Origin of the sequence: Modestobacter italicus, from assembly GCF_019799965.1 — a bacterium.
GTDB classification, from domain to species: domain Bacteria; phylum Actinomycetota; class Actinomycetes; order Mycobacteriales; family Geodermatophilaceae; genus Modestobacter; species Modestobacter italicus_A.
The window spans coordinates 480,285-497,583 of the sequence record NZ_JABGCJ010000003.1 but is presented as its reverse complement, the minus strand read 5'-3'; the positions used below and the strand labels follow the sequence as shown (position 1 = coordinate 497,583).

The window sequence follows — 17,299 nt, the reverse complement described above, 5'->3', positions numbered from 1 at the left end:
CACTCGCATGGGTAGAGTGCCAATCGACACGGGTTGGGCCTGACCCCCGCGACGGCAGGCACAGCCCCCGTGCCACAGCATCTGCACCACCTCCGAACACCCGTCCGACACCGAAGGGGGCGTCACGACGTGACGACCGCTACCAAGGTCAACATCAAGCCGCTCGAGGACCGTGTCGTGGTCCAGGCCAACGAGGCCGAGACCACCACGGCCTCCGGTCTGGTCATCCCGGACACCGCCAAGGAGAAGCCCCAGGAGGGCACCGTCATCGCTGTCGGCCCCGGCCGCGTCGACGACAACGGCAACCGGGTCCCGCTCGACGTGAACGTCGGCGACGTGGTCATCTACTCGAAGTACGGCGGCACCGAGGTGCGCTACGGCGGCGAGGACTACCTCGTGCTGTCCGCGCGCGACCTGCTCGCCGTCGTGGAGAAGTGACCTCACCTCTCCGCTAGACCAGCACGACACCGCCCCGGCGACCCGAACCACCGGGTCCCGGGGCGGTCGTCGTCTGCCCCCGTTCTTCCTCCGCACCACCTGAGAGAGGTCTGGCATGGCCAAGATCATCCTGTTCGACGAGGACGCCCGCCGCGCCCTTGAGCGCGGCGTCGACAAGCTCGCCGACGCCGTCAAGGTCACCCTCGGCCCCCGCGGCCGCAACGTGGTCATCAACAAGAACTTCGGTCCGCCGACGATTACCAACGACGGCGTGACCATCGCCCGGGAGATCGAGCTCGAGGACCCGTACGAGAACCTCGGCGCGCAGCTGGCGAAGAACGTCGCCACCAAGACCAACGACGTGGCCGGTGACGGCACCACCACCGCCACCGTGCTGGCCCAGGCCCTCGTGCACGAGGGCCTGCGCAACGTCGCTGCCGGGGCCAACCCGATGGCGCTGGGCGCCGGCATGCGCGCCGCTGTCGACGCGGTCTCCGCCGCGCTGGACGCCGTCGCCATCCCGGTCGACGACCGCAAGGCCATCGCCGGGGTCGCCACCATCTCCGCCCAGGACGCCGAGGTCGGCGAGCTGATCGGCGAGGCGATGGAGCGGGTCGGCAAGGACGGCGTCATCACCGTCGAAGAGGCCAACGGCATGTCCACCGAGCTGGACGTCACCGAGGGCGTGCAGTTCGACAAGGGCTACCTGTCGCCCTACTTCGTCACCGATCAGGAGTCGATGGAGGCCGTCCTCGAGGACGCCCTCGTGCTGCTGGTGCAGGGCAAGATCAGCGCGCTGGCCGACCTGCTGCCGCTGCTGGAGAAGGTGCTGTCCACCGGCAGCCGTCCGCTGCTGATCGTGGCCGAGGACGTCGAGGGCGAGGCGCTGTCGACCCTGGTCGTCAACTCCATCCGCAAGACCGTCAAGGTCGTCGCGGTGAAGTCGCCCTACTTCGGCGACCGCCGCAAGGCGTTCATGGCCGACCTCGCCGTCGTCACCGGCGGCCAGGTGGTCAGCGAGGACGTCGGCCTGACCCTGGACAACGTCGGCCTCGAGGTGCTCGGCACCGCCCGCCGGGTCACCGTCACCAAGGACGACACCACCGTCGTCGACGGTGGCGGCACGAAGGGCGGCATCGAGGAGCGGGTCGCGCAGATCCGCAACGAGATCGAGGCCACCGACTCCGACTGGGACCGGGAGAAGCTGCAGGAGCGGCTGGCCAAGCTGGCCGGCGGCATCGCCGTCATCCGGGTCGGCGCGGCGACCGAGGTGGAGATGAAGGAGCGCAAGTTCCGCATCGAGGACGCCATCAACGCCACCCGTGCCGCGGTGGAGGAGGGCGTCGTCCCCGGCGGTGGCTCGGCGCTGGTGCACGCGGCCACCGCGATCGACGAGCTGGACCTGTCCGGCGACGAGCTCATCGGCGCGCGGTCGCTGCGCAAGGCGATCGACTCGCCGCTGGCCCTGATCGCCTCCAACGCGGGCTTCGAGGGGCCGGTCGTCGTCGGCCGGGTCCGCGAGCTGGGCGTCGGGCAGGGCTTCAACGCCGCCACCGGCGAGTACGGCGACCTGGCCGCCCAGGGCGTCATCGACCCGGTCAAGGTGACCAAGGCGGCCCTGGCGCACGCCGCGTCGATCGCCACGATGATCCTGACCACCGACTCGGCGATCGTGGACAAGCCGGCCGAGGAGGAGGACGCCGACGGCGGGCACCACACCCACGGCCACTCGCACGGCCACGGCCACAGCCACTGACCGCGGCGCCCCGCCTGCCCGTCGGGCAGCGGGGCCGGCAGTGACCCGCTGAGCAGGTCCTGAGTCCGCCCCCGTCACCCTCCGGTGACGGGGGCGGACCCGTCCGTTAGCCCCACCCTTCCGGGGCAGGCCGACGGGGGCCCGCTCAAGATCGTTCCCGAGTCGTCGATGCGTCGGTGTGCGGGACGTGGAGGTGGAGAGACCGAGCCGGCCGGAGGTGTGTCCGGAACCGGCCGGCGCTGCTGCCCTGGCCGTCGTGCTCGACCAGCTCGAGACGCTGTCCCGGTTCGACCGCCCGGACACCGCGACGCAGGCCGAGCAGGCGGCCGAGGCCGCCCGCGGGCTCGGTGACGCGACGCTGGAACTGCGGGCCCGGCTGGTCCAGGCCGATCTGGCGCGCCGGCGTGGCGACGTCGCCGGTGCCGGCCGGACCGCCCAGGAGGTGCAGCGCTGGGCCACCGAGCACGGCGCCCGGCACCTGCTGTCCCGCAGCCACTTCCTCCTGGCCGCCGTCCTCCAGGAGCTCGGTGACCTCTCGCTGGCGCTGGAGCACGCCGTCCTGGCCGTCGAGCTGCTGGACCCCGACGGGCCCCCGGCGCAGCGGATCGACCACCTGGCCCGGCTGGCCGACTGCCTCGGTCTGCAGGGCGACCGGGGAGCCGGGGAGCGGTACGCCGAGGTCCTGCTGCTGGCCGAGGAGCTCGGCGACGTCGACCGCCAGCTGCTGGTGCTGAACAACCACGCCTACGTCGAGACGGTCGCCGGCCGGTACGACAGCGCGCTGGCGCTCAGCACCCGGTTGCAGGCCCTCGCCGCGGCGCACGGCGTCCCGCTGCACGTCGGCCGTCTGGACACGATCGCGCGCGCCCTCATCGGGCTGGGCCGGCTGGCGGAGGCAGAGGCCGCGCTGGCACCGGGTGCGGCCCGGGAGGCGCTGGACGCCTCGCCGGACGGCGACGCCGGTGCCGACTTCCTGCTCACCCTGGCCGAGGTCCAGCGTCGCCGCGGCAGCCTGGCGCGGGCCCGGCAGACCCTCGAGGAGTGCGTGCGTCGGTGCGACCGGCACGGGCTGACCTCGATCCGGGTGCGCGCCCGGCGCGAGCAGGCCGAGCTGCACGCCGCCGCGGGGGACTTCCGGGCGGCCTTCACCGAGCACAAGACGTACTGCCAGGAGGCCCTGGACCTGCAGTCCGCCCAGCGCGATGCCCGGGCGCGCGCACTGCAGGCGATGCACGAGACGACCGAGGCGCGGCGGCAGACCCGGCGGTACCGCGAGCTCTCGCTGCGAGATCCGCTCACCGGCCTCTACAACCGGCGCCACGTCGACGACGAGTTCCCGCGGCTGCTGGAGCGCGCGGCCGGGGAGGGCGTGGGCGTCGCGGTGGCGCTGCTGGACCTGGACCACTTCAAGCAGGTCAACGACCGCTGGTCCCACGACGTCGGTGACCAGGTGCTGCGTGCGGTGGCCGCGCTGCTGGAGGCGACGGCGTCGGCCGCGGGAGTCGCCCACCCGGGGACGTTCGCCGCGCGGATGGGCGGTGAGGAGTTCCTGCTGGTCCTCGTCGGTGGGGACCTGGCCGGCGCCGTCCGGCGGCTGGAGGGCCTGCGGCAGGCGGTGTCGGCCCACCCGTGGGGCGAACTCGCCGACGGGCTGGCGGTCACGGTCAGCATCGGGGTGACCGGCGCGGTGGGCCGGCCGGCGTCCACTCCGGCGGAGCTGCTGAGCCGGGCCGACGAGCACCTGTACGGCGCGAAGACCGGCGGCCGCGACCGGGTGGTCAGCGACCTGGGGTGAGCACGTGCGAGAGGGCCGGCCCGACGACGTCGGGCCGGCCCTCTCGCACGTGCTGCTCGGCGGGTGAGGTCCTCCCCGCCGGACGATCAGACCCCGGCTGCGATGGCCGCGGGCTCGGCGGCGATGAGCCGGGCCCGCTCCTCCTCGCTCATGCCGCCCCAGACGCCGTAGGGCTCACGCACCGAGAGCGCGTGCTGCAGGCAGGACTGGACGACCGGGCAGGTCCCGCAGACGGCCTTGGCGGCGGCCTGGCGCCGAGCCCGGGCCGGCCCGCGCTCGCCGTCAGGGTGGAAGAAGAGCGACGTGCTCTCACCCCGGCAGGAACCGTGCAACTGCCAGTCCCAGACCTCGGCGACGGGGGTGGGCAGTCGGCGGATGTCAGCCATTGGACCTCCTCGGCTCGGGTGCACCGGGGGGTCTACCCGGTCACTTCCGGGCCGATGCCCGCTGCCGAGCGGCCGCAAACACTCCCGCCCGCGCTCGTTCTGCGAGATCGGCCGAGGTGTGCTTGGGGCGTCGCGGCGTGCCGACGTGGCACGGGGCGCGTCCCGCGTCACTCACCCGCGGGGGTGACGGTGCCTGTCGCCGTACCACCGTGCGGATCAAGGTGGTCACAGGGAGTGCCGACCACCGGGTGGGGGACACCCGCCACCCGTCCGGGGACACCGGGGGTGCGGCACCCCAGGAGCGGGGGCTCGCCTCGCTCCGGCACCTGCCCGGGCCGTGCCCGGGCGGCAGGTCGCCGGCCCCGCCGGCGCAGACGGGAGCAGCGGTGATCGAGGACAGGATGCGCGGCAACGGCAGCAGTGGGGCCGTGGTCTGGGTGTTCGACGAGCGGCGCCGGGTCCGCGACGAGGTCGCCGGGCGGCTGCTCGCCCTGCCTTTCGTCGGTCGGGTCGAGGCGGTCGGCGACCCCGCCTCGCTGATGGCCCGGCTGGACAACCGGCTCCCCGACGTCCTGCTCGTCGGGACCCAGCGGGCCACCGACAGCGGACTGTCCGTGGCCACCCAGGTGCTCCGGTCGCACCCCTCGCTGCCGGTGCTGATGCTGGGCGCACCGGACGACGCGGAGACGGTCCGCGCCGCAGTGGCCTTCGGGGCCCGCGGCTACCTGCGCTGGGACGCCAGCCCGGTCGAGCTCGGCCTGGGGCTGTCCCGCACCGGGATGCGCCCGGAGGGCAGCCGGCCGGCGCCGCAGCTGGCGCCGCAGCCGCGCAGCCCGCAGCACGCGGTCGCCCTGGCCGGTGCCCCCGGAGGCTCGCCGTGGGGCGGTGCGAGCCCGCTGGCCGGCCTGGCCCCCACCACGGTCCGCTCCACGGTGCCCGAGACGCCGCACGTCGCGCTGTCCGCGCGGGAGATGCAGGTGCTCACCGGGATGAGCCAGGGCAAGAGCAACGCCCAGATCGGCCGGGAGCTCTACCTGTCCGAGGACACCATCAAGACCCACGCCCGGCGGCTGTTCCGCAAGCTCGGTGCCAAGGACCGCGCCGAGGCCGTGGCCACCGGCTTCCGCCGCGGCATGATGACCTGATCCCAGCACCGAGAAGCGGCTGAGCGCGGTGTCCGACCCCTCGGACACCGCGCTCAGGCGTTTCTCGACGTCCAGCCCTGGGCCGGACGTCGACCTCGTGCGCCTACTCCTCGCGGGCGTGCCGGCCGGCGCCGTGGCGGCCGGTGGGCTCCTCACGCTCGGCCAGCGCGGCCACCCCGTCGGCGTAGCCGCTGGCGTAGTCCCAGCTGACGTAGTCGTCGGGGTCCGGGTCGAACGGCGGCTCGTGCCGGCCGGTCTGCCCCTCGTCGAGCAGCTGACGCAGGTTGGCCTGCATCAGCGCCCAGTCGACGTGGTGCTCCTCCTGGCAGTCCGGGCAGTCGACGACGATGCCCTTGACGCCGGTGGGCTCCAGCAGGGTGCGGAACACCTCCAGCTCGGCCAGGTCGTCGAGCACCCCGGCCCGCTCCTCCATGGTCAGCGGCGGCTGTCCGGAGTGGTCGCCCGAGCCGAGCTCGCCCCCGAAGTCCGGGTCGCGGTCCGGCTGTGCGCCGAACTCGTCCCACGCGTCCACGTGTCCTCCTCGCCGGTGTGCACCGGCCTTCTCCGACGTTGCTGGCTGTGCCGTTGCTGGTCAGTCAGCAGGTGGCCGGGCTGCCCCGGCCGCCGGCCAACCGTAACGGGGCCGAGGCCCCCCGCGGGGGTCCGCCTAACATGAAGTGGGTTCCCGTGCGCCTCGGAGGCGCTCCCACCGAAGAAGTCGAGAGGGTGGCGGCACATGCAGCCCGACGAGCGCACACCTGAACTGCCGGCCAAGTTCGCCCCGCTGGGGCTCACCTATGACGACGTCCTGCTGGTCCCCGGCCCGTCGGACATCGTCCCGACCGACGTGGACACCAGCACCCGGCTCACCCGCGGCATCCGGCTGGCCATCCCGCTGGTCTCCTCGGCGATGGACACCGTCACCGAGTCGCGGATGGCGATCGCCATGGCCCGCGCCGGCGGCATCGGCGTCCTGCACCGCAACCTCGCTGCCGAGGACCAGGCCGGCCAGGTCGACCTGGTGAAGCGGTCGGAGGCCGGCATGGTGACCAACCCGGTCACCTGCTCCCCGGACAACACCCTGGCCGAGGTCGACGCGCTGTCGGGCCGGTACCGCATCTCCGGCGCCCCGGTGGTCGACGCCGACGGCGTGCTCGTCGGCATGGTGACCAACCGCGACATGCGCTTCGAGACCGACCAGAACCGGCTCGTCCGCGACGTGATGACGCCGATGCCGCTGGTCACCGCACCTGTCGGCGTCGACCCCGAGCGGGCGCTCGCGCTGCTCAAGCAGCACAAGATCGAGAAGCTGCCGCTGGTGGACGACGCCGGCCGGCTGCGGGGCCTGATCACGGTCAAGGACTTCGTCAAGCGCGACCAGTACCCCAACGCCACCAAGGACGTCGACGGCCGGCTGTCGGTCGGCGCCGCGCTGGGCGTCGGCGAGGACGCCTACAAGCGTGCCGGGCTGCTCGTGGACGCCGGTGTCGACGTGCTCGTCGTCGACACCGCGCACGGCCACCAGCGGGCCGTGCTGGAGATGGTCGCCCGGGTCAAGAAGGACTTCGCCAACGTCGGGCACGGCGTGCAGGTCGTCGGCGGCAACATCGCCACCCGGGCGGGTGCGCAGGCGCTGATCGACGCCGGTGTCGACGCGGTCAAGGTCGGGGTGGGCCCCGGCTCGATCTGCACCACCCGCGTGGTGGCCGGGGTCGGCGTCCCGCAGGTCACCGCGATCTACGAGGCGGCGCTCGCCGCGCGCCCGGCCGGCGTCCCGGTCATCGCCGACGGCGGGCTGCAGTACTCCGGTGACATCGCCAAGGCCCTGGTGGCCGGCGCCGACACGGTGATGATCGGCGGGCTGTTCGCCGGGGTCGAGGAGGCGCCGGGCGAGCTGGTCTTCATGAACGGCAAGCAGTACAAGACCTACCGCGGCATGGGCTCGCTGGGCGCGATGCAGAAGCGCGGCAACCAGTCCTTCAGCCGTGACCGGTACTTCGCCGACGACGTCCTCTCCGACGACAAGCTCGTGCCCGAGGGCATCGAGGGCCAGGTGCCCTACCGTGGCCCGCTGTCCGGGGTAGCCCACCAGCTGGTCGGCGGGCTGCGCGCCGGGATGGGCTACGCCGGCGCAGCCACCGTCGCCGACCTGCAGGACCGTGGCCAGCTCACCCGGATCACCTCGGCCGGGCTGACCGAGAGCCACCCGCACGACATCCAGATGACCGTCGAAGCCCCCAACTACCGAGGCCGCTGACCCGATATGCCCGTACGCGACAACGTCGAGATCGGCCTGAACCGCTTCGCCCGCCGGGGCTACGACCTGGACGAGGTGTCGATCGTCCCCTCGCGGCGCACCCGCGACCACGACGACGTCTCCACCGCCTGGCAGATCGACGCCTTCCGGTTCGACATCCCCCTGGTCACCAGCCCCAGCGACGCGGTGGTCAGCCCGGCCACCGCGGTGGCGGTCGGCCAGGCCGGCGGCCTGGGCGTGCTCAACGCCGAGGGCCTGTGGACCCGCTACGACGACCCGACCGACGTGCTGCGCCGGCTGCGCGAGGCCGCCGGCCCCGACGCCGGCCCGCCGACCGCGCTGCTGCAGGAGGTCTACGCCGAGCCGGTCAAGCCCGACCTGATCAGCGCCCGGGTCAAGGAGATGCGGGACGCCGGGGTGACCACCGCGGTCCGGGTCTCCCCGCAGCACACCGTCGGGCTGGCCCCGACCGTGCTGGCCGCCGGCGCCGACCTGCTGGTCATCCAGGGCACGATCGTCTCCGCCGAGCACGTCACCACCGCCGGGGAGGCGCTGAACCTCAAGGAGTTCATCGCCGACCTCGACGTCCCGGTGATCGTCGGCGGGGCGGCGGACTACCAGACCGCGCTGCACCTGATGCGCACCGGCGCGGCCGGCGTCATCGTCGGCGTCGGGGCCGACAGCTGGTCCACCGCGGACGCCGTGATGGGCATCCGCGTGCCGCTGGCCAGCGCCATCGCCGACGCCGCCGCGGCCCGTCGCGACTACCTGGACGAGACCGGCGGCCGGTACGTGCACGTGATCGCCAACGGCCGGATCGAGACCAGCGGCGCCATCGCCCGGGCCCTGGCCTGCGGCGCGGACGCCGTCCAGCTCGGTGAGCCGCTGCGGGTCGCCGCGGAGGCCCCGGGCGGCGGCGTCTGGTGGGACTCGGTGGCTGCGCACCCGCGGCTGCCCCGCGGCGGCACGTCGGCCCCCGCGGCCCCCCGCGGCACGCTGGACCAGGTGCTGTTCGGCCCGGCCGAGGCCTCGGACGGGCGCACCAACCTCTTCGGTGCGCTGCGCCGCACGATGGCCAAGACCGGCTACCGGGACCTCAAGGAGTTCCAGCGGGTCGACCTGGTCCTGGGTGGGCGGGGCGACGTGGCCGACCTGCCCGGCCACCGGGCGGGCTGACCGCACCGATGAGCATGGACTTCCCGACGGTGCTGGTCGTCGACTTCGGTGCCCAGTACGCCCAGCTGATCGCCCGGCGGATCCGTGAGGCGGGCGTCTACTCCGAGCTGGTCGGCTCCGACGTCCCGGTGGAGGAGCTGCTGGCCCGCGAGCCCGCGGCGATCGTGCTGTCCGGTGGGCCCTCCAGCGTCTACGCCGAGGGCGCGCCGCAGGTCGACCCGGCGGTCTTCGAGGCCGGCGTGCCGGCGTTCGGCATCTGCTACGGCTTCCAGGCGATGGCCGCCAGCCTCGGCGGCACCGTCGCTCGCACCGGCGACCGGGAGTACGGCGGCACCCCGCTGACCGTCACCACCCCGGGACGGCTGTTCGGCGCCACGCCGAACGAGCAGTCGGTCTGGATGAGCCACGGCGACGCGGTCAGCGCCGCCCCGCCCGGGTTCACCGTCACCGCCACCAGCACCGGCGCCCCGGTGGCGGCGTTCGAGGACGTCGACCGTCGGCTGGCCGGTGTGCAGTTCCACCCCGAGGTGAAGAACACCCCGCACGGGCAGACGGTGCTGGAGCACTTCCTGTTCGACATCGCCGGGCTGCAGCCGAGCTGGACGATGGCCAACGTCGTCGACGAGCAGGTCGCCGCCATCCGGGAGCAGATCGGCGACCGGCGGGCGATCTGCGGGTTGTCCGGCGGGGTCGACTCCGCGGTGGCCGCGGCGCTCGTGCAGCGGGCCATCGGCGACCGGCTCACCTGCGTCTACGTCGACCACGGGCTGATGCGCGAGGGCGAGACCGAGCAGATCGAGCGGGACTTCGTCGCCGTCACCGGCGCCGACCTGCGCGTCGTCGACGCCAGCGAGCAGTTCCTCACCGCGCTGGCCGGGGTCAGTGACCCCGAGACCAAGCGGAAGATCATCGGTCGCGAGTTCATCCGGGTGTTCGAGCAGGCCGCCCTGGACGTGATCGCCGACGCCAAGGAGCACGGCGAGACCGTCGACTTCCTGGTGCAGGGCACGCTCTACCCCGACGTCGTGGAGTCCGGTGGCGGCACCGGGACGGCGAACATCAAGAGCCACCACAACGTCGGCGGGCTGCCCGAGGACCTCACCTTCACCCTGGTCGAGCCGCTGCGCACGCTGTTCAAGGACGAGGTGCGCGAGGTCGGCCGGCAGCTGGGGCTGCCGGACACGCTGGTGCAGCGCCAGCCGTTCCCCGGCCCGGGCCTGGGCATCCGGATCATCGGCGAGGTCACCCGCGACCGGCTGGACGTGCTGCGCCAGGCCGACGCGATCGCCCGCGAGGAGCTCACCGCGGCGCACCTGGACACCGAGATCTGGCAGTGCCCGGTGGTGCTGCTGGCCGACGTCCGTTCCGTGGGCGTGCAGGGCGACGGGCGCACCTACGGCCACCCCGTGGTGCTGCGCCCGGTGTCCAGCGAGGACGCGATGACCGCGGACTGGACCCGGCTCCCCTACGACGTGCTGGCGAGGATCTCCACCCGGATCACCAACGAGGTGGCCGAGGTGAACCGGGTCGTGCTCGACGTGACGAGCAAGCCGCCGGGCACCATCGAGTGGGAGTAGCCGTCCGAGTGGCGGCGCCCCGCACCTCGTGATCAGGTGGCCGTCGGCCTGATCGTCGTCTGCTGGAGGTGCCGGAGTGACCGCCGGAGTGTGGCCACTCCTGCCCAGCGTGCTGCTGCTGGCGGCGATGGCCCTGGTCATCGTGTTCGCCGGCGTCCGGCTGACCAGGGTCGCCGACGAGCTGGCCGACCGCACCGGCCTCGGTGACGCCGTCGGCGGTGCGCTGCTGCTGGGCGCGGTGACCTCGCTGCCGGGCATCGTGACCACGGCGACCGGCGCGCTGGAGGGCGACCCGGGCTTCGGCCTGGCCAACCCCATCGGCGGGGTGGCGATCCAGACGGTGTGGCTGGCGATCGCGGACCTGGTCTACCGCCGGGCCAACCTCGAGCACGCCGCGGCGTCGCTGGAGAACGTGATGCAGTCGCTGCTGCTGGTGGCGCTGCTGGCGGTGCCGGTGATGGCGTACGCCACGCCGGGCCTCCGGCTCGGCTGGATCCACCCGCTGACCCTGCTGATCCCCGCGCTGTACGCCTACGGGCTGGTGCTGCTGCGCCGGATGCACGACCACCCGATGTGGATCCCCACGCACACCTCGGCGACGGTGGAGGAGGACCCCGAGGAGGAGCCGTCGGACCGCTCCACCCGACGGCTCTGGGCGCTGCTGGCCTCGCTCGGGCTGGTCGTGGGCGCCTCTGGCTGGGTGATCGGCCAGGCCGGGCTGGGCGTCGTCCAGGCCACCGGCCTGCCCAGCGGCGTCGTGGGCTTCACGCTGACCACCGCGGTCACCTCGCTGCCGGAGCTGGTCGTGCTGATCACCGCGGTGCGGATGGGCGCGCTCACCCTGGGCGTGGGCAACGTGATCGGCGGCAACGTCTTCGACACGCTGATGATCGCGGTGGCCGACGTCGCCTACACCGACGGGCCGGTCTACCGGGACGCCGGGCCGATCAGCCTGGTGCTGCTGGGGGGCACCGTGCTGCTCACCACCGTGCTGACCGCCGGCCTCGTGATGCGCGACCGCAAGGGCATCGGCTTCGAGGGTGTCCTGCTGCCGTTGATCTACCTGGGCACGGTGGGCCTGGCGGTCATCAGTCGCTGACGAGGGGCCCGGGGAGCGTCCGCTCCCCGGGCCCCTCGTGCTCCGCCCTCGTCGCGCCCCGGGCCGGTGCCGGGTGACCCGGCCCGCCACCGGCCCGCTGGTGGGCGCGGCTCAGCGACGGCGGCGGGCCCTGCGCAGCTCGTTGACCAGCAGCGCGATGCCGGCACCGATCAGCAGCACCCAGGAGAAGCCGTGGCTGAACCAGTCCAGCGGCAGGGTCACCCCGGTCATCAGCAGGACGGCCAGCCCGATGAAGAAGATGCCGGCGACCAGCGGCACCGCGTCGACGTCCCGGCGGGGTGTCGGGTCGGTGGACGACAGCCCGGCCGGGAAGGCCTCGGTCTGCTGCCGGGCGTAGGGGTCGTGCTCAGCCACGGGACACCTCCACGTCTCCGATGCCGGAGGAGATCGTGAGGACGATCTCCGGGTCGTCGTCACCGCTCCGGTCCGCGGTGCCGCTGCCGGGGAAGAAGCCCTCGTCCACGACGTCGCCGAACAGCTCCGTCTGGCCGAGGCCGTTGTCGACCGTCACCCGGACGTCGGCGGCGAAGGGCACCAGCACGTCGACGTCCCCGAAACCGGCGTCGATCCGGGTGGTGATCGTCCGGCTCACGCCGTCGAGGTCGATCTCGGTGAGGTCGAGGGTGAAGTCGCCGGCGCCGTGCTCGTACACCGACTGCACCCCCGCGGCCGTCGTGGGCCGGTAGGTGCGGTCGCCCATCTCCCCGGAGGGCAGGTGGACGCTGGAGGCCACCAGCAGTGCCGCGGAGAGGAACAACCCGAGGGTGATCAGCCCGCCCTTGGCGCCGCGGCCCACACCGGTGAGCGCGCCGACCACCAGCCCGACGCCGACGACCAGCAGCGCGCTGCCCAGGAACCCGCGGGGGCCCAGGTCCAGGTCGGTGAACTGGGTGACCAGCACGCCGAGCCCGAGCACGATCAGCAGGGCGGCGACGGTCACCCCGGGCACCGGCGAGCGCGGTCCGGACGGCGTCCGGGGGGCCGGGTCACCCGGCTGCGCGGCGGGGGCGGCGGGCATGAGCAGCCAGAGCAGCAGGTAGATGATGATGCCGCTGCCGCCGGCGAGGGTGAGGGCGATCGCGCCGACCCGCCAGAGCAGGGCGTCGATGCCGGTGTACTCGGCGAGGCCGCCGGCCACGCCACCGATCACCTTGTCGGAGCGGCTGCGCCGCAGCTGCGGGCGGGGTGCCGGCCCCGGGGTGGGCGGCGGTGGCGGCCACGAGCCCGGGGGCTGCTCGGCCGCGGGCGGCGGGGCGGACGGGGGGAGTGCTGAGGTCATGCCACGAGCCTGCCGACCCGGCGGCGCCGGCGGTATCAGGGAACCCCCTGGACCGACCCTGATCTCACCCGACCGTCCGACCAGCAGCGGCGACACCCGCACTCCGGGTGATCACCGGTGTGCCTGCGCGGCGGACGGTGACACGATCGATGCGTGACCACCAGCACCGCGCCGGCCGCCCGGCCGCCCACCGGCAGGAGCGCCCGGCCACCGCTGGCGCGGCCGGCCGACGGCCGGTTGCTGGCCGGCGTCGCCGCCGGGACGGCCGCGCACCTGCGCCTGGACCCGCTGGTGGTCCGGGTCGTCGTGGTCGGGCTCGCCTTCACCGGGGTCGGCGTCGTCGCCTACGCACTGCTGTGGCTGACCATGCCGGTCGCCGACCCGGACGGCGACGGGACCGCCACCGCGGTCCTCGGGCAGCGCCCCAGCCGCCGCCAGCTGATCCTGCTGGCCCTGCTCTCCTTCGCCGTCTTCGGGCTGGTCTCCCAGCTGCTCACCTTCGGTGGCTACGACGTCGTCCTGCCCTTGGTCCTGGCCGGCATCGGGCTGGCCCTGATCTGGCGGCAGACCGAGACCGACGCCACGCTGTCCCGCCGCACCGGCCGCTGGGGCCTGGCCGCGGGCGTCGTGGTCGGCGTGGTCGGCGTCGTGCTGCTGCTGGCCACCACCGGGCAGCTGGCCAACGCCCGCAACGGCTTCACCGCCACCGTGGTCATCCTCGTCGGCCTGGTGCTGGCCACCGCGCCGCTGTGGCGCCGGCTGCTCGACCAGCGGGCCGCCGAGCGGGCCGCGCGGATCCGGTCGGAGGAACGCGCCGCGGTCGCCGCCCACCTGCACGACTCGGTGCTGCAGACCCTCGCGCTCATCCAGCGGCACGCCGAGGACCCGACCGTGGTCGGCCGGCTGGCCCGCAGCCAGGAGCGGGAGCTGAGGGCCTGGCTCTACGAGCCGACGGTGGCCACCGGGGGCACGTGGGCCGGGCTGGTCGCCCGGCTGGTCGCCGAGGTCGAGGCCGACCACGCCGTCACCGTCGACCCCGTCGTCGTCGGCGACGTGCCGGTGGACGACGCGGTGGCGACCCTCGGGCAGGCGGCCAAGGAGGCGGTGGTCAACGCTGCGAAGCACTCCGGCGCGGCGAACGTCTCGCTGTACAGCGAGGTCACCCCGACGTCGGTGACGGTGTTCGTGCGCGACCGCGGCACCGGGTTCGACCCGGCCGCCGTGCCGGGTGACCGGCGCGGCCTGCGGGACTCGGTGGTCGGCCGGCTCACCCGGCTGCAGGGCACGGCGACGGTGCGTTCGGCACCAGGAGAGGGGACCGAGGTGGAGCTCTGCCTCCCACGTGAGCAGATGGAGGCCTCCGCATGAGCGGCACCCGGGTCTTCCTCGTCGACGACCACGCGATGGTGCGCGCCGGCGTGCGCGCCGAGCTCGGCACGGAGGTCGAGGTCGTCGGGGAGGCGGCCGACGTCGCCAGCGCGGTCGCCGGCATCCGGGCCAGCACCCCCGACGTCGTGCTGCTCGACGTGCACCTGCCCGGCGGTGGCGGGCACGCCGTGCTGGAGACGCTGCGCGCCGAGCTGCCCGGCACCCGCTGGTTGGCGCTGTCGGTCTCCGACGCCGCCGAGGACGTCATCGCGGTGATCCGGGCCGGCGCCCGCGGCTACGTCACGAAGACGATCTCCGGCGCGGAGCTGCGCGACGCCGTCCGCCGGGTCGCCGAGGACGACGTGGTGTTCAGCCCCCGGCTGGCCGGGTTCGTGCTCGACGCCTTCGCCGCCGCCGGGCCCGCGGCACCGACCCCGGCGGCGGAGGACCCGGCGACCGACCCGGGGCTGGACCTGCTGTCGGCCCGGGAGCGCGAGGTGATGCAGCTGCTGGCCCGCGGCTACACCTACCGGGAGATCGGCGGCCGGCTGTTCATCTCGGTGAAGACGGTCGAGTCCCACGCCAGCAACGTGCTGCGCAAGCTCCAGCTGTCCAACCGCAACGAGCTCACCCGCTGGGCGGCCACCAACCGGTTGTTGTAGTCCTCCCGGGGAGGGGACCCGGGCTCAGGCCGTGTGGACGACCTGGAACGCCTCGGCCAGGCGGCCTTCGGGCAGACCGTGGGAGCGGGCGTTCTGCCGCATCCAGCCGGTCAGGAACTCCTCCAGCTGGCCCTCGGGCCAGTGCGAGACCTGGCTGGCGTGCGAGCGCAGCGCGGCGAGCTTGCGGTCGAGGACGTCGGTGACGTCGACGGCGTGGTCGGAGTGCGGTCCGCCGCCCAGCCACACCTCGGACACGGTCCACTCCTGGAGGCCCTCGTCGGCCAGCAGCTCGGGGAAGGCGAAGGGGTTGCGGGCGTCGGGGTACACGGCGCGCAGGGTCGACTCGCCGACGGTCATGTGGTCGGGGTGGCTGGCGCCGATCCGCTCGTAGAACCGCTCCGGGGAGCTGGTGAGCACCCGCTGCGGGCGCACCTGGCGGATCACCCGGCTGATGTCCCGGCGCAGGTCCAGGGTCAGCTCCAGGCGACCGTCGGGGTACCCGAGGAACCGGACGTCGGTGACGCCGACCGCCGCGGCCGCAGCTCGCTGCTCCTCGCGGCGCAACGGGCCCATCCGGTCGCGTGGGGTGTCGTCGAAGCCGCCGGCGTCCCCGTCGGTCACCATGCAGTAGGTCACCTCGGTGCCCGCCGCCGTCCACGTGGCGACCGTGCCGGCGCTGCCGAAGTCGACGTCGTCGGGGTGGGCGAGCACGCACAGGACACGCTCGACGTGCTCGGCAGGGGCGGTGGGCAGCGGCATCACGCGCGGCAGCCTAGGTGTGGGCGCCGGGGACCGGCTGCCGGGGGGAGTCGGGGACCGGCTCGGCCGCGACGACCTGGTTGCGTCCGCCGCGCTTGGCCCGGTAGAGCGCGCCGTCGGCGGCCCGGAGCAGGTCGGTCAGGCTGTCGGTGCCACCGGCGCCGCACACCACGCCGGCAGACAGGGTCACCGGCAGGCCCGACAGCGGCTCGCCCTGCACTGACCGGCGGAGCCGCTCGGCCACCTGCAGGGTGCCCCGGGCGTCCCGGCCCGGCAGGAGGACGACGAACTCCTCGCCACCGATCCGGTAGGCGATGTCGGAGACGCGCAGCTCCTGGCGCAGCCGGTCGGCCAGCTCTCGGAGGACGAGGTCGCCGCGGTCGTGTCCGTGTTCGTCGTTGACCTGCTTGAAGTGGTCGACGTCGAGCATGACCAGCCCGATGCAGGTGCCGGCGTCGGCGGCCCGGCGCTGCAGGTCGTCGAACCGGGCGTTGAGCGTGACCCGGTTGTAGAGCCCGGTCAGCGGGTCGACGACCGCCTCGTCGCGGGAGTGCAGGTCGGCGCTGAGCAACCAGTGGCCCGCCAGGGCGAGGCAACCCAGCAGCGCCAGGTACGCGACCACGTGCAGCCAGTCCGGAGCCGGCACGGCCGGTGGCGCGAGGACCACGGCCAGGACGGCCAGCACCATCGAGGTGAGCATGCCGGTGATGAACAGGGGCAGCCGGAAGGCCACGGCCTGGCTGAAGACGGGGACGACCATCAGGGGCAGCAGCGGACTGGTCGCACCACCACTGACCACCACCGCCGCAGCGGCGTTGACCTCAAGGAGCAGGAAGGCGACGGCACCGATGGCCTCGGCGTCGGGCAGCCTCCGGTGCAGCTGGACGCCGCCGATCATCGTCAGCCCACCGAGGACGACCAGCCCCACCAGCGCCGGACCGTGCCACCAGGCGACCAGCAGCGTCGTCCCACCGACCAGGGCACCGATGGGTTGGGCGTTGCGGAATCGCGTGTGCATGTCCGCGTACCGGGCCTGGTCGGCCAGGTCGCCGCGCAACCACCGCGAGAGAGGTCCCTCGGTCGAGACGGAGCGGGCGGTCACGGTGAGGACATCGACCGCGCTGAGCCGAGCTTGACGCACCACCCGGCGTCGTCCCCCCGGACGGGTGGAACGGCTCAGAGGCGGCCGCGGCCCTGGCGGAGCAGCATCATCCCGAGCGCGGCGCCGTCCGGACCGAGCGCGGTGCGGAAGCGGGCGAGCACCCGCTGCTCGCGGGAGAGCGACAGCCGCATGCCGCCCGAGGCGGTGCGCAGCTCGCCGATCTCCCGGGAGACGGCCAGCCGGCGCTGGACCAGCTCGATGATCTGTGCGTCACAGGCGTCGATCTCAGCGCGCAGCGCGTCGATGCGCTCGGCCGGGTCGGCGGCGTTCTCGGTGGCGACGCTGGGGGAGAGGGCGGTGCTCATCGGGTCCTCCGGGGTGGGCGGGAGGCCGTCGGACCCGGAGAGACAGAAAACGCCCCGGGGCCTTGGGCCCGGGGCGTCGTGTGCGGTGGCTGATCAGCCAGCGAGTACGGACAC

The 17,299-nt window shown here is 73.8% G+C and carries 17 protein-coding genes; 10 read left to right on the top strand and 7 right to left on the bottom strand.

What is annotated here, in order from left to right; all coding sequences use genetic code 11:
- The first annotated feature begins 129 nt into the window (after positions 1-129).
- The 3 genes from groES (at position 130) to HLA93_RS09900 (ending at position 3,989) form a co-directional block, all read left to right on the top strand.
- Entirely contained in the window at positions 130-438 is a 309-nt protein-coding gene (gene groES / locus HLA93_RS09910) for a co-chaperone GroES (RefSeq protein ID WP_014742799.1), read from the top strand.
- Between the two features lie 115 nt (positions 439-553).
- A complete protein-coding gene (gene groL / locus HLA93_RS09905) occupies positions 554-2,194 on the top strand; it encodes a chaperonin GroEL (protein ID WP_222194202.1) in 1,641 nt (546 codons plus the stop codon).
- Between the two features lie 217 nt (positions 2,195-2,411).
- The gene (locus HLA93_RS09900) at positions 2,412-3,989 is read left to right on the top strand and encodes a GGDEF domain-containing protein (protein ID WP_308128043.1); all 1,578 of its coding nucleotides are present in this window, start codon (positions 2,412-2,414) and stop codon (positions 3,987-3,989) included.
- 86 nt (positions 3,990-4,075) lie between these two features.
- Here HLA93_RS09900 and HLA93_RS09895 read toward each other — a convergent pair whose 3' ends face one another.
- Positions 4,076-4,375, bottom strand: coding sequence for a WhiB family transcriptional regulator (locus tag HLA93_RS09895; RefSeq protein ID WP_246626158.1), 300 nt, complete (start codon positions 4,373-4,375; stop codon positions 4,076-4,078).
- A gap of 386 nt (positions 4,376-4,761) precedes the next feature.
- Between HLA93_RS09895 and HLA93_RS09890 the strand changes: the two genes are divergently transcribed.
- Positions 4,762-5,520 (top strand): response regulator transcription factor, encoded by a 759-nt coding sequence (locus tag HLA93_RS09890; RefSeq protein ID WP_222194200.1) that lies wholly within the window; start codon positions 4,762-4,764, stop codon positions 5,518-5,520.
- A 103-nt stretch (positions 5,521-5,623) separates the two neighbouring features.
- On the opposite strand, the gene HLA93_RS09885 is transcribed toward HLA93_RS09890, so the two are convergent.
- Complete coding sequence (locus tag HLA93_RS09885; protein WP_222194199.1) at positions 5,624-6,052, bottom strand: DUF5319 family protein; 429 nt, start codon at positions 6,050-6,052, stop codon at positions 5,624-5,626.
- A 204-nt stretch (positions 6,053-6,256) separates the two neighbouring features.
- On the opposite strand from HLA93_RS09885, the gene guaB reads away from it, so the two are divergent.
- From guaB to HLA93_RS09865, 4 genes are all read left to right on the top strand, one after another.
- Positions 6,257-7,777 carry an IMP dehydrogenase gene (guaB, locus tag HLA93_RS09880; protein ID WP_222194198.1) on the top strand — a complete coding sequence of 507 codons (1,521 nt, stop codon included), beginning with the start codon at positions 6,257-6,259 and terminating at the stop codon, positions 7,775-7,777.
- 6 nt (positions 7,778-7,783) lie between these two features.
- Positions 7,784-8,953, top strand: coding sequence for a GuaB3 family IMP dehydrogenase-related protein (locus HLA93_RS09875; RefSeq protein ID WP_222194197.1), 1,170 nt, complete (start codon positions 7,784-7,786; stop codon positions 8,951-8,953).
- 8 nt (positions 8,954-8,961) lie between these two features.
- Positions 8,962-10,530 (top strand): glutamine-hydrolyzing GMP synthase, encoded by a 1,569-nt coding sequence (guaA, locus tag HLA93_RS09870; RefSeq protein ID WP_281425213.1) that lies wholly within the window; start codon positions 8,962-8,964, stop codon positions 10,528-10,530.
- A gap of 76 nt (positions 10,531-10,606) precedes the next feature.
- Complete coding sequence (locus HLA93_RS09865; RefSeq protein WP_308128042.1) at positions 10,607-11,629, top strand: sodium:calcium antiporter; 1,023 nt, start codon at positions 10,607-10,609, stop codon at positions 11,627-11,629.
- A gap of 111 nt (positions 11,630-11,740) precedes the next feature.
- Here HLA93_RS09865 and HLA93_RS09860 read toward each other — a convergent pair whose 3' ends face one another.
- Positions 11,741-12,004, bottom strand: coding sequence for a hypothetical protein (locus HLA93_RS09860; protein ID WP_222194196.1), 264 nt, complete (start codon positions 12,002-12,004; stop codon positions 11,741-11,743).
- Positions 11,997-12,929: a PspC domain-containing protein gene (locus HLA93_RS09855; RefSeq protein WP_222194195.1), complete on the bottom strand. Its 933-nt coding sequence runs from the start codon at positions 12,927-12,929 to the stop codon at positions 11,997-11,999. Before HLA93_RS09855 ends, HLA93_RS09860 begins: the two co-directional genes overlap by 8 nt.
- Positions 12,930-13,082: 153 nt before the next feature.
- Between HLA93_RS09855 and HLA93_RS09850 the strand changes: the two genes are divergently transcribed.
- The gene (locus HLA93_RS09850) at positions 13,083-14,297 is read left to right on the top strand and encodes an ATP-binding protein (RefSeq protein ID WP_222194194.1); all 1,215 of its coding nucleotides are present in this window, start codon (positions 13,083-13,085) and stop codon (positions 14,295-14,297) included.
- Entirely contained in the window at positions 14,294-14,959 is a 666-nt protein-coding gene (locus HLA93_RS09845) for a response regulator (RefSeq protein ID WP_222194193.1), read from the top strand. The genes HLA93_RS09850 and HLA93_RS09845 overlap by 4 nt, the downstream gene beginning before the upstream one ends.
- Before the next feature lie 24 nt (positions 14,960-14,983).
- Here HLA93_RS09845 and HLA93_RS09840 read toward each other — a convergent pair whose 3' ends face one another.
- The 3 genes from HLA93_RS09840 to HLA93_RS09830 all read right to left on the bottom strand — a co-directional run bounded on the left by HLA93_RS09840 (position 14,984) and on the right by HLA93_RS09830 (position 17,185).
- On the bottom strand, positions 14,984-15,718 hold the full coding sequence (locus HLA93_RS09840) for a PIG-L deacetylase family protein (protein ID WP_222194327.1): 735 nt from the start codon (positions 15,716-15,718) through the stop codon (positions 14,984-14,986).
- A 13-nt stretch (positions 15,719-15,731) separates the two neighbouring features.
- Complete coding sequence (locus tag HLA93_RS22020; RefSeq protein ID WP_222194192.1) at positions 15,732-16,820, bottom strand: GGDEF domain-containing protein; 1,089 nt, start codon at positions 16,818-16,820, stop codon at positions 15,732-15,734.
- 74 nt (positions 16,821-16,894) lie between these two features.
- Positions 16,895-17,185, bottom strand: coding sequence for a chorismate mutase (locus HLA93_RS09830; protein ID WP_222194191.1), 291 nt, complete (start codon positions 17,183-17,185; stop codon positions 16,895-16,897).
- Positions 17,186-17,299 lie beyond the last annotated feature (114 nt).